The organism is Thermus scotoductus DSM 8553 (assembly GCF_000381045.1).
GTDB classification, from domain to species: Bacteria; Deinococcota; Deinococci; order Deinococcales; family Thermaceae; genus Thermus; species Thermus scotoductus.
The window spans coordinates 1-10,535 of record NZ_KB905774.1; the positions used below are offsets into that span (position 1 = coordinate 1).

Below are 10,535 nucleotides of genomic sequence, written 5' to 3' on the forward strand. Positions count from 1 at the left end.
TGAGGGTGGTTTTAGCGGCCAGGTAGCCCTTGGCCAGGTCCTGGCCCTGCAGCAGGAGAAAGATGGCCAGGGCCAGGAGTTCAGCCAAGGTGGCTTTCTGGTGCCTTTGCTTTCTGGGGAGCTTGAACCCTTGGGCCTGAAGGGCCTTGAGCTCGTCGTCCACCCAGATGTAGATGGCCACGAGGAGGGTTTCTGCGTCAAGATAGTAGAGGGGGTGCTCTCGGTTTGGAAGCATAGCACCCCCTCTTTTTTCACATCCCAGGGGTTGGGGTCAAGTAGCACACGAAGGAATCCTAACGCGGAGGGAGGAGGGGTGCGGAATGTGGGCTTAAGGGTTCCAGGTACCAAAGCAAAAGGCCGAGGAGAACCCCCAGGATGGCCACCGCCAGGAGAAGCTCTAGGAGGGTAAAGCCCTTTCGGCCCACCCTTGGCCTCCTTTTAGGCCCAAGGGGACGGGCTAGAAGAGCCCATCCCCTTGGACAAGGGGTTTACTACTGGAAGCTGAACTGCCCGGTAGCGCTATCAAAGGTGATCTGAGTGTGCCGGGCTCCCGTAAGGCTAGCGGCCACGGTGAAGTTGATGCTATCGTTAGCGCTTGCTTTCACCTCGCACTTAGACACCGAGGCCGGAGGATTGGAGATGAAGTTTGTGCAATTCCCATCCTTCAGGTCGGGCAGCGCCCCGGTTGTGGGGTTCCGCGCCGCCTCCACCGCGGTGGCCACGTTCCGGACGTAGCTTTGGGCGGCCACGGTGTTGGCGTTCTTCCTGGCGTTCAGGAGGTTGGGGATAAGGACGGCGGCCAGGATGGCGATGATGGCGATGACGATCAAAAGCTCAATCAGGGTAAAGCCTTTTGCGTTACGCATAGGTTTCTTACCTCCTTAAGGTTTCCCGCGCTCTTATGGTATTGCGCGGCCATGAGTGCCTGTAGCCGAAAACCGCCTCTAACCACCGGTTTCTCGTCCTTCTCCTCCTCTCACCCCCTTTCTCCCCTTAGTCTGGAGCGCCGGCACCTTTTCGTCAAGCCCCCCAGGGGCCACCCTCAGGATGGGGGAGGGGTGTGAAAAGGGCGTGAAAGCTAGCGGCGCTCATAGGAGAGCACCTGGAAGACGGGCTTACCCCCCTTGAGGTCGGGAAGGAGAACGGGGCGGTTCTCCTTGGGGATGCGGATGTAGACCACCTCGGCCTTCTGGCCGGCGTTGCATTGGTCTTCCTTCTCCTCGTTCTTATTATTTTTATTTCCGCCTTGATTACCGGTGTTTTGGCCGCCAGCGCTGGTGGTGCAAAACTCGTTGGCGATGACAGAACCGAAAAGCACGTAGTTCTTCACCACCCGGAAGGTACCCCCGGCGTACACCGGGGCCATCACGTACTGGCCCCGCTGGTAGAGGTTCTTCTCCACCACAAGGCCCAAGGCGTGGCCGGGGAAGGAGCCAAAGCTGGCGTCGGGGAGGAGGCTGCCGTTGATGTCCAGGTTGCCGCCCGCCCCATCCTTCGCCAGCACGGCGAAAGTAGCGCTCTTGGCGCTCCCCGAGCTCGAGCTGGCCTGGTAGTCCGTGGGCTGGTTCAGGACCAGGTTAAGCCCCTCCAGGACCACGTCCCCGAATACCTGCAAAAGCCCCTGCCCGCTCTTGTTGTTGCCCGTGTAGGTGTACCGGAACCCCCCCCGGCTTCCGTCCGGGCGGGTGAAGGTGCAGTCCACGTCTTTGTTATCTAGGGTCAGGGTGCCGGACTGCAGGGCCTGGAGGCAGGAAGGGTCCAGGTTCACATCCAGGGGGGTGGCGATGGGCACCTGGTTCTCTAGGCGCTGAATCCTGAGGGCGGCCCTGTTCTGGAGGCAGTTCCGCCAGGTGGGGTAAGCGGAGCAGGCGTCGGAGTCCAGCTTGGCGTCCAGGGTGGGGAAAGGCGGGGGATTGGAGAGGTCAAAGCCGCCCAGGGTCTCGGTACAAACCCCCTTATTGTTCCCGCATACGTCCACGTTCTCCCGGGTAATGTCCTGAGCGCCCCGGCCCACGATGTCCTGAGCGCCCCGGCCCACGAACACCCCTTTGACCTTGTTGGTGGGCTCGCCGATCTCGGTGCTCCCCCCAACGGAGATCTTGCCGTACTGCACCCGGAGGCTGGCGCAGAGGTCCTGGACCTTCTGGTAGCCCGGTTCCACCCGGCTGGCGATCCCGGAGTAGGCGTTCAGGTCGTACCAGTTGTAGAGGGCAAAGTTGCCGTTGGCCTCTATGACCGTCTGGTTGGGGTCGCTCGGGCTTCCCACCACGTAGATTCCGCCCCGGATGGTGGCCCCCCCGTTCAGCCACTTATTGGCCTGGCCCGTTCCTGCGAAGATGGCCTGCTCCAGGTAGCCCGTGTTGCTGATGCGGAAGGTGGCCTGGACCGTGGCCTTGGCGCCGGAGGAGGTGCCCTGGGAGACCAGGGTGAAAAGCTGGCCGTCTTGGGCGTCTTTGTAAAGGACCACCCGATACCGGCCCACGGGGTTGCCGAAGGCGTCCATCACCGCCTCGTCCTCGGCCAGGACCAACTGGTTGTTGGTGAAGGGGATTAGGGTCCCGTTCCGGTCCAGGTCCAGGCCAGTTACCAGGGGGGTGAAACAGCCAGGCCCTCCTCCCCCCTGGCCCCGTTGCTCCCGCCAGACATACTGCTGGAAGAGGACGGCCTTGTACTTCTGGAGCCCGGCCTCGGCGGCGTAGAAGGCCTGGACCGAGGTGGTGTCGTTGCGGGTGGTCCAAAGCTCTATCTGGGTGGTGAAGAAGGTGCCGAAGACCAGGAGGGCGATGACCACCATCAGGGCCAAAGTGGCGACCAGGGCGATGCCTTTCGTGTTCATAGGCTTCCTCCTAGGGGGCGGGCAAGGGCTTGAGGTTGGGCATGAGAACCTCCTGGGTGAGGGCGTAGCAGGCCCGGCCCGGGGGGCAAGAGAGGGTTTGGTGGGTGACGGTGGTGAGGGAGGCGGGCCCCGGGTTGGTCACGGGGTTTAGAGAATAGCCCGCCACCGTGACCTTGGCCGAGCGGGGGTAGGCGTCTGGGTTGCACTCCGGCTGGTCTTGGGTGGTACCGTCGCTGCACTGGTACTGGATGTCCAGGGCGAGAATCCCCTCGGCCAGGGGCTGGAAGTTGGGCGAAGGGGAGGTGCAGTCGCTTCCGGAGGTGGCGTTCACGTCGCTACGGCGCAGGGTATCCCCGGCAAAGTCGTAGTCCACCCGGCGGCAGGCGGAGGCAGGGTCCCTAAGGCTAGTGACGTAGTAGAGGGTCAGGGTGTCCTTGGCACCCCCATCCTCCCCCTCAAGGAGGGGAAGGGGCAGGCCGTAGGCCCGGTTTTGGCTGCCGCTATTCCAGTAGCGGGCCCCCGCCATCTGCAGATCGCCGGTCACCACCTGCATGACCATCCGCACCCGGTCCTGAAGCTCGTTCCGCCCCTGGGTGTTCCGAGCGAGCTCGCCCGTGGCGGCGAAGTAGCGCACCCCAAGGGCCAGGACCACCACCAAAATGGCCATGGCCACCAAGACCTCCACCAGGGTGAAACCCTTTTTCATGGCCTTCCACCTTCCGGGGGCGGGCAGGGGGCGGGCTGGTCCTGGGTGGGGGAAGGATAGACGTCGTAACAGGTGACCCGCCGGCCGATGGTCACCCTGGGGCCCCGGTCGTGTTCAGCGGTGACCACGATGGTCACCACTCCCTCGCCCAAAACACCCCCTTCCCCGAGGATGCGCCACTTCACGGCGATGGGGCCTTGGCGCTCCTCTTGGGCACAGGGGACAGGGCGAAGATTCCTAATCTGGCCGCCGCGTAGGGTTGGGGGAGGTGGTACAGGGGTAGGGCAGCCATAAAAGTAGTCCACGAAGTAGAAACTGCGGTTGCTCTTGGGATCGTCTATGTAAGGGCTGGGTGGGGTAAGAACCTCACTCTTCAACACCTGGGCGGACCGTTCCTCCAGCACCCTTACCGCTGCCGCTTTGGTGTCGGTGGCGTAGCGGCTTTGGGCCGAGGTCTGCAGGTTGGAAAGCTGGCTCATGAGCAAGGCTGCAAAGGCGATGCCCAAAACGGCCAGGGCGATTAGGGTTTCCACTAGGGTTAGGCCTTGCCCTTTCATGGGATAGCCGCCCTCCCCTGCGGCGAGATGTACACCGTCTTGCTGTAGGTTCCCTGGCGGTTGGTGAGGGTTAGCTGGATCGGGGCAGAGTCCAAGGGAACCCCCCGGGCGTCAAATACCAAAGAGGTCGGCCCTGAGAAGTTGGTTAGCTTTAGCTGCGCCCACTCCCCTTGGCCGAAGGTAACGGCCTGGATGGCCTCAGAGGGGCCGTCGTAGGTGCGGTTGCCGTTCGCATCCACAAAGACCAGGTACCCGCCGCTGGGGGTGGTGGAGAAGACCAGACCCGCAAAGGTGTTGCGCCGGATGGCCTCGAGGCGGGCCCGGGTCACCTGGGCCGCCAGGGACCGGGCGGCCTGGTTCACGGCCAGGTGGTCCGAGCGCAAGTAGCCAAGGCCTAGCCCCAAAAGAACCCCCAGGAGGGCGAGGAGAAGGATCAACTCTAGGAGGGCGAAGCCCTGGGGCATCCTCATTGCCCTCCAAGGGTACGCCCCTGGAGGGGCCGGGCGCATCCCCCAAATGAGGGGGTCATACCCTTGGCCTTGTTGCTGCCCAGGCCAAAATCTCGCGGGGACGCTCTACGGGGCCTCCGTGCGGGCTTTGCCTCACTCTACCCGGGCTCGGCCCTGCTGGCTGATGACCACCTTCCGCACCGCCTCGCCCGCTTTCAGAACCAGGGTCGCGGTAATGGGCCGGGCGGGCACGCCCCGGGGGTCAAAGAGGAGGGGGAGGTTGCCCAGGGTGCTCTGCCCCAGGTCCAGGCGTACCCGGGCCCATTCCCCCTGGCCAAAGCGAACAAGCTGCACCTCTTCCCCCGGGTCATAGCCCCAGTCCCCATCCCGGTCCACGAAGACGGCGTAGCCCCCCGCCCCCTCGGTGAAGAGGTGAAGCCCAGCAGGAGCGTTTCGGCGGATGGCCTCGAGCCTGGCCCGGGTTACCTGGGCCGCCAGGGAACGGGCCGCCTGATCCAGGGCCAGCCGCTGAGGGGAGAGAAGGGGAAGGCCGAGGGCGAGGAGAACCCCCATAACGCCCAAGACCAGGAGGAGTTCCAGAAGGGTAACGCCCCGCTGGGCCATCTTGTAAGGAGTTTAGCAGGGAGCCCCCTTGCCCGGGCGGATTGGCCCACGGGGTATGATAGGCCCATGAAAGAGGTCTATATCGTCTCTGCGGCCAGGACCCCCATCGGGAGGTTCGGGGGGGCCTTGAAGGACGTAAGCCCGGTGGAGCTGGGGGCCCATGCCATGGGGGCGGCTTTGGCGCGGGCGGGGGTGGAGGGGAAAGCCCTGGACCTCTACGTCTTTGGCAACGTGCTGAGGGCCGGGCACGGGCAGCTACTTCCCCGGCAGGCGGCCCTGAAGGCGGGCATTCCCAAGGAGGTGGACGGGTACCAGGTGGACATGGTCTGCGCCTCGGGGATGATGGCGGTCTTGAACGCCTTCCAGTTCCTGCGCACGGGGGAGGCCCACCTGGTCCTCGCCGGGGGGATGGAGTCCATGAGCCAGGCGGGCTTCTACCTCTCCCATAGGGCGAGGTGGGGGTACAAGTTCCTCATGGGGGCGCCGGAGAACCTCCAGGACATCCTCCTCCGGGATGGGCTCTCCGACCCCTTCACCGGCGAGGCCATGGGGGAGCAGGCGGAAAGGCTTGCCCAGGACTACGGGGTGGGCCGGAAGGAGGTGGACGAGGCCGCCTACCTCTCCCACAAGCGGGCGTGGGAGGCCACGGAGAAGGGCCTTTTCGCCCAGGAGATCGCCCCCATGGAGCTCCCTGGGAAGAAGGGGCCTGTGGTGGTGGACCGGGACGAGGGGATCCGGCCGGAGACCACCTTGGAGTCCCTTGCAGCCCTCAGGCCCGCCTTCAAGAAGGACGGGGTCCTCACCGCGGGGAACGCCAGCCAGATCTCCGATGGGGCGGCGGCGCTTCTGTTGGCCTCGGAGGAGGCGGTGAAGCGGTATGGCCTCAAGCCCCTGGCCCGGGTTCTGGGGGGAGCCTGGGCCGCCGGGGAGCCCTGGCGCTTCCCCGAGGCCCCCATCCCGGCGGTGAAGCGCTTGTTGGACCGGCTTGGCATGCGGATTGAAGACTTCGGCCTATTTGAGAACAACGAGGCCTTTGCCCTCAACAACGTACTCTTCCACCGGCTTTTGGGAGTGCCCTACGAGCGCTTAAACGTCTTCGGGGGAGCCGTGGCCCTGGGCCACCCCATCGGGGCCAGCGGGGCCAGGATCCTGGTCACCCTGCTGAACGCCTTGCGGAGCAAGGGGGAGGAAAGGGGCCTTGCCGCCATCTGCCATGGGACCGGGGGGTCGGTGGCGGTGGCGGTGGAGCGGGTCTAGCCTAGACCAGGCCGTCCAGGTCTATGGCCTCGAGGTGAAAGGCCTCGAGGGCCACGCTGAAGCCCCCCTGGCTGGCCAGGAAGCGGGCGGCTTCCCGTAGGGTTTCCTCCACCCAGCCGGGATCGTTTCCCAGGAGGCTCAGGCCCACCACCTCAAAGCCCCAGGCGTCCAGGCCGTAAAGCCTGGCGGCGGAAACGGGAAAGCGGGCCTTGACCCGTTCCAGGGCGGGCTTGATCAGGGCCCTTTTTTCCTTAAGGCTCCTTGCCGGGGTTTCCAGCCGGGCGCTGTAAAGGCCGAGGTAGGCTTTCATGGCAGGACGCCTAAAGGCATCAAGGACAGTTTACGGTAGACTGGCCAAAGAGGGGTTATTCAGCTCCGAGAGGCTATGGGAAGCCAGCAGAGGGAGTTCCCCTTCGCTTTGGACCGGCGATTGCGGCTAACCCTCCGGGTGGAGCGGGGTAAGCTTGTGGCTTGGGCTGTCCAGTTGGAATGGTTTGATGCGGAGGAGGGTCGCTGGGTTTGGGTGGCTCGTTATGACACGGCTGGGGGAAGACCTCATCGCGATCGGAACCGTTTAGCACGGCATGAAACCGTGTCTCTTCCCAAGGACCCGGGGAGGGCGCTGAAGGTGGCGCAAGAGGAGCTTTTGGTTAGGTCGGAGGAGTATATTGAAGCGTATAGGTTGGCCAAGGCTCAGGGAAAGGAGGCTTGGCCTTAGGGGGCACAGGGAAGGGGATGCGGCCATGGAAGAGAAAGAGGCACGGTTTCGCATGCAGGAACTCTACGGGAGGGTCCACGGGGTTCTCCTGGACCTAGAGTTGGCGGGCCGTCTCCCTGAGTCCTATCGCTTGGTGATCCTGCCCCTGGACGAACCCGGGGTGGCCGCTTATGCCCTGGCTGTGGCCCAGGCGCCCAATCCCGAAAACCTGCCCTTGGTACACGCTCTTTTCTGGAAGGGGGAGCTGCAAACGCTTTTGCTTCCGGGTGGGGAAGCCATTAGACCCCAGGTGGCTTAGGAACGGAACACCCAAAGGCGCCGCACGCCGGAGCGGTGGGGCGCCTGGGCAAGGGCTTTTTGGCCAGAGCTCCAGGCTTTCTAGAGGTCCCCACCCTGGCCACGCCAGGGTGGGGAGGTAGCTAGAACATGGGCCCGATGCGGAAGTGAAGCCTTCCCGTGGGGCTTTCCGGGCTGAAGGCGTAGTCCAGGCGCAGGGAGGGAAGAAGGGCCCCGAAGAGGTCCAGGTCCAGCTGGAAGCCCAGGCCCGCCCCCCACTTCACCCCGCCGGTGTTGTCGGCAAGCCCCAGGTCAGTGAAGAGGATCCCGTAGAGGTTCGTGCCCCCCTGGGGGGAGAGGTTGAAGTTGTAGCGGTACTCCACGCTGGCCGTGGCGAAGGAAAGCCCCCCGTACTTGCGGTCCTCGTAGCCCCTGAGGAGGAAGGCCTCGGCCCCACCCCCGGAGAGGAAGAAGCGCTCCCCTTCGGGCGGGAAGCCCAAAAGGGTACCGGCGGAGAGGCGGAAGGCCAGGGCCTGTCGTTTCTCCTGGTCCAGGCCGTAGTAGGTCTTGCCCGTGGCCACCAGGGGCACGAAGAAGCTTCGGCCTCCCGTGTCGGGGAAGGAAAGGCCTAAGCCGGTGCTGAGGCTGGCCTCGTACCCCTGGGTGCGGAAGCGGGGGTTGTCCACGTCCATGTAGGTGACGCCGGTGTCCAGCCTCAGGGTCCAGCCGGGGGTGGGGAGGAGGCTTTTAGCCTGGTTGGGGTCCTTGTAGTCGGTGCCGTCGCAGTACTTGGGGTCGCTGGTGTCGGTGACGGCAGGGTTGCAGGGAGCGTTGGGATCAAAGACCTCGAGGGCATATACGGACCGCCGGGCGGAAAGCCCCAGGGAAAGGCGCAGGTTCTCCAGGTCCTGGGAGAAGGGGCGGGAGAGGGAGAACCCACCCCCGGTGCGCCTTTCCGTGTACTCCCAGCCGGTGTCCCTGCTGCCGTCCAGGAGCTTGTTGTTGCCGATGGGGGTGGAAAAGAGGCTAAGGGAAAGGCTGGTGCGCACTTCCTTGAGGTCCCAGTAGTCCAGGTAGAGCCAGGGGATGGCGTAGCTGACCGAGAGGGAAAGGTTGTCCTTGGCGTCGTTTTGCACGAAGGCCAGGTCCACCCCCACCTGGTGGGCCAGGCCGAAGAGGTTGGTTTCCTTGAAGGAGACGCTTCCCGACCACCCCTCCAGGGAGCTCCAGCCCAGGGCGGGCTGGAAGAGCCCGGTGCGGGCCTCCTTCAGGGAGAGGACCACCACCACCTGGTCCTCCTTCTCCCCGGGGGCCAGGCGCACCCCGGGGGGCTCGGAGAGAAGCCCCGTGGCCATGAGGCGGGCGATGCCCTGGCGCAGGGCGGGGACGCTGAAGAGACTCCCTGGCTTGGGAAGTTCCCTTAGGATCACCTCCTCCTGGGTGCGGTGGTCCCCCTGCCACTCCAGGCGGTAGCCCCCGATCTTGAGCTCCAGCACCTGGAGGCGGAAGACCCCTTCCTGGAAGCCAAAGCGCACGTCGGCCACCTCATACCCCTTCTCCTGGTAATAGGTGGCGATGCGCCGGGCGTCCTCTTGGGCCAGGACGGGGGTGTATACCTCTCCCGGCTTCAGGCGGAGGAGGGCCAGGAGGGCTTCCGTGGGGAAGGCGGTGTTGCCGCTGATCTCCACCCGCTCGATCACCCCGCCTTCCGGGCCCAGCTGAAGCTCCACTGCCACCCCTTCCCCCTCGGGGGTGAGGTTGAAGTTCACCACCCGGGAAAGCTTTTTGGAAAGCGCTTGCACCCCTTCCAGAAGGAGGTCGTAGCGCAGGTAGTCCCCCGGCTTCAGGGGGAAGCCCGTGAGGTCCAGGCCACCTCCTTGGATGCGCACCACCTTAAGCTCCCGCACCGCCACGGTGAGGATGCCCCCCTCGAGGCGGCTTCCCTGGGGATCGGGGCCGCTAAAGCGGTAGCCTGCTTTTTCGTAGCGGGCGCCGAGGGCCTTTAAGGCCTCCTGGTATTTGGCGAAGTCAAAGGGGCCCTTGAGGGGCTCCAGGGCCTTTAGGAGTTCGGCCTCGGGTAGAAGGCTCGCCCCCGTGAGGCGGACCTCCTTCACCTCCGGGCTTTCCTCCACCCGGAAGGTGAGGGCCATTTTGCCCGCCTGCTCCTTGGCCTCCACCTCCACCTTGGGGGAGAAGGGGAAGCCATTCTGCCGGTAGGCCTCGGCCAGGGCCTTGGCGGCCTCCCCGGCCCGGATGGGGTTATAGGTGGCCTCCGGGCCGATGGCGAAGTTCTGCTCCAGAAAGCGCAGGAGGGCCTCCTGGGGGAAGGCCTTGCCCTCCACCCTCACTTGGCCGATGGGGGGGTAGGGGGTGAGGCGGACCCAGAGGACATCCCCTTCCAGCCGGACCTCCACCTGCTGGAAGTAGCCGGTGGCCAGGATGGCCTTCCGGGCCTCCTCGAGGTCCCCGGGCTCGTCCCCCACGCCAAAGGGCAAGGCCGCCCGGGCCAAGGCCTGGAGAACGGGATCGCCTCCTTCCAGCACCACCTCCCGGATGGGGGCCGCCAGGGCCAGAAGGCCCAGGAACACCAGGGCAAAAAGCCGTTTCATGGCGGAAAGCTTACCAGAGGCCGGTGAAGGGGGCGTGAGAGTGACGACTCCCCGGACTGAAGTCCGGGGCTTCTCGGGTCATGCGGGAGCGGTTACCCGCCCTCCGCCCCCGAAGGCTCCGTCCAAGCCCAGAGCCAGAATGACCTTGGCGGCAGCTACGTCCCTATCCAGCACGCACCCACATTCACAGGCGTGGATGCGCTCGGAGAGCTCCTTCTTTTGGACCCTGCCGCACTGGGGGCATATCTGGCTCGTACCGTGTGGCGGCACCGCCACTACCCTCCGCCCGGCGCTCGCAGCCTTGGCGGAGAGAATAGCAAGGAATTGGGCCCACCCCGCGTCCTGCACACTCTTGGCAAGGGAGAAGCGGGCTAGTCTCGAGACCCTCAGGTCCTCGTGGACGATGGTGCCATAGCGGTTTACGAGATTCCTGGCCAGCTTGTGGTGGAAGTCCCTGCGCCTGTTGGCAATCTTCTGGTGTTGCCGGGCCAGGCGCATCTTGA

The 10,535-nt window shown here is 64.9% G+C and carries 13 protein-coding genes and 1 pseudogene; 3 read left to right on the forward strand and 11 right to left on the reverse strand.

Features of this window, described 5'->3' with window-relative positions; translation table 11 throughout:
* The 8 genes and pseudogenes from F604_RS12215 to F604_RS0110595 all read right to left on the reverse strand — a co-directional run.
* Positions 1–235 (reverse strand): annotated as a pseudogene (locus F604_RS12215) (transposase); the annotation flags it as partial.
* A gap of 58 nt (positions 236–293) precedes the next feature.
* Entirely contained in the window at positions 294–425 is a 132-nt protein-coding gene (locus F604_RS12700; protein WP_019551619.1) for a type II secretion system protein, read from the reverse strand.
* A gap of 66 nt (positions 426–491) precedes the next feature.
* Positions 492–866 carry a prepilin-type N-terminal cleavage/methylation domain-containing protein gene (locus F604_RS0110570; RefSeq protein WP_019551620.1) on the reverse strand — a complete coding sequence of 125 codons (375 nt, stop codon included), beginning with the start codon at positions 864–866 and terminating at the stop codon, positions 492–494.
* Between the two features lie 212 nt (positions 867–1,078).
* Positions 1,079–2,836 (reverse strand): pilus assembly PilX N-terminal domain-containing protein, encoded by a 1,758-nt coding sequence (locus F604_RS0110575; RefSeq protein ID WP_019551621.1) that lies wholly within the window; start codon positions 2,834–2,836, stop codon positions 1,079–1,081.
* Positions 2,837–2,846: 10 nt separating this feature from the next.
* Positions 2,847–3,542 (reverse strand): PilW family protein, encoded by a 696-nt coding sequence (locus F604_RS0110580; protein WP_019551622.1) that lies wholly within the window; start codon positions 3,540–3,542, stop codon positions 2,847–2,849.
* A complete protein-coding gene (locus tag F604_RS0110585) occupies positions 3,539–4,099 on the reverse strand; it encodes a type IV pilus modification PilV family protein (protein WP_019551623.1) in 561 nt (186 codons plus the stop codon). Before F604_RS0110585 ends, F604_RS0110580 begins: the two co-directional genes overlap by 4 nt.
* Positions 4,096–4,563, reverse strand: a complete 468-nt coding sequence (locus F604_RS0110590) for a GspH/FimT family protein (RefSeq protein ID WP_019551624.1) — start codon at positions 4,561–4,563, stop codon at positions 4,096–4,098. The genes F604_RS0110585 and F604_RS0110590 overlap by 4 nt, the downstream gene beginning before the upstream one ends.
* 138 nt (positions 4,564–4,701) lie before the next feature.
* The gene (locus tag F604_RS0110595; protein ID WP_019551625.1) at positions 4,702–5,172 is read right to left on the reverse strand and encodes a GspH/FimT family protein; all 471 of its coding nucleotides are present in this window, start codon (positions 5,170–5,172) and stop codon (positions 4,702–4,704) included.
* A 66-nt stretch (positions 5,173–5,238) separates the two neighbouring features.
* Here F604_RS0110595 and F604_RS0110600 point away from each other — a divergent pair, with 66 nt between their 5' ends.
* Complete coding sequence (locus F604_RS0110600) at positions 5,239–6,429, forward strand: thiolase family protein (RefSeq protein WP_019551626.1); 1,191 nt, start codon at positions 5,239–5,241, stop codon at positions 6,427–6,429.
* A 1-nt stretch (position 6,430) separates the two neighbouring features.
* Here the strand turns inward: F604_RS0110600 and F604_RS0110605 are convergent, their stop codons facing one another.
* Positions 6,431–6,739 carry a DUF503 domain-containing protein gene (locus F604_RS0110605; protein WP_019551627.1) on the reverse strand — a complete coding sequence of 103 codons (309 nt, stop codon included), beginning with the start codon at positions 6,737–6,739 and terminating at the stop codon, positions 6,431–6,433.
* 75 nt (positions 6,740–6,814) lie between these two features.
* Here F604_RS0110605 and F604_RS13575 point away from each other — a divergent pair, with 75 nt between their 5' ends.
* The gene (locus F604_RS13575) at positions 6,815–7,147 is read left to right on the forward strand and encodes a DUF7718 family protein (RefSeq protein ID WP_019551628.1); all 333 of its coding nucleotides are present in this window, start codon (positions 6,815–6,817) and stop codon (positions 7,145–7,147) included.
* A 25-nt stretch (positions 7,148–7,172) separates the two neighbouring features.
* Positions 7,173–7,445, forward strand: coding sequence for a DUF5647 family protein (locus F604_RS0110615; protein WP_019551629.1), 273 nt, complete (start codon positions 7,173–7,175; stop codon positions 7,443–7,445).
* A gap of 121 nt (positions 7,446–7,566) precedes the next feature.
* Here F604_RS0110615 and F604_RS0110620 read toward each other — a convergent pair whose 3' ends face one another.
* Both F604_RS0110620 and F604_RS12220 read right to left on the reverse strand, forming a co-directional pair.
* On the reverse strand, positions 7,567–10,032 hold the full coding sequence (locus tag F604_RS0110620; protein ID WP_019551631.1) for a BamA/OMP85 family outer membrane protein: 2,466 nt from the start codon (positions 10,030–10,032) through the stop codon (positions 7,567–7,569).
* Between the two features lie 78 nt (positions 10,033–10,110).
* Positions 10,111–10,535, reverse strand: a 425-nt coding sequence (locus F604_RS12220; protein ID WP_019550412.1) for an RNA-guided endonuclease InsQ/TnpB family protein, incomplete at its 5' end; no start/stop codon positions are given.

Excerpts from the sequence above, each read along its gene's own strand:
- F604_RS0110575 (WP_019551621.1), bottom strand. The coding sequence starts at position 2,836 with ATGAACACGAAAGGCATCGCCCTGGTCGCCACTTTGGCCCTGATGGTG.
- F604_RS0110585 (WP_019551623.1), bottom strand. The coding sequence starts at position 4,099 with ATGAAAGGGCAAGGCCTAACCCTAGTGGAAACCCTAATCGCCCTGGCC.
- F604_RS0110605 (WP_019551627.1), bottom strand. The coding sequence starts at position 6,739 with ATGAAAGCCTACCTCGGCCTTTACAGCGCCCGGCTGGAAACCCCGGCA.
- F604_RS0110600 (WP_019551626.1), top strand. The coding sequence starts at position 5,239 with ATGAAAGAGGTCTATATCGTCTCTGCGGCCAGGACCCCCATCGGGAGG.
- F604_RS0110595 (WP_019551625.1), bottom strand. The coding sequence starts at position 5,172 with ATGGCCCAGCGGGGCGTTACCCTTCTGGAACTCCTCCTGGTCTTGGGC.
- F604_RS0110620 (WP_019551631.1), bottom strand. The coding sequence starts at position 10,032 with ATGAAACGGCTTTTTGCCCTGGTGTTCCTGGGCCTTCTGGCCCTGGCG.
- F604_RS13575 (WP_019551628.1), top strand. The coding sequence starts at position 6,815 with ATGGGAAGCCAGCAGAGGGAGTTCCCCTTCGCTTTGGACCGGCGATTG.
- F604_RS0110580 (WP_019551622.1), bottom strand. The coding sequence starts at position 3,542 with ATGAAAAAGGGTTTCACCCTGGTGGAGGTCTTGGTGGCCATGGCCATT.
- F604_RS0110615 (WP_019551629.1), top strand. The coding sequence starts at position 7,173 with ATGGAAGAGAAAGAGGCACGGTTTCGCATGCAGGAACTCTACGGGAGG.
- F604_RS0110590 (WP_019551624.1), bottom strand. The coding sequence starts at position 4,563 with ATGCCCCAGGGCTTCGCCCTCCTAGAGTTGATCCTTCTCCTCGCCCTC.
- F604_RS0110570 (WP_019551620.1), bottom strand. The coding sequence starts at position 866 with ATGCGTAACGCAAAAGGCTTTACCCTGATTGAGCTTTTGATCGTCATC.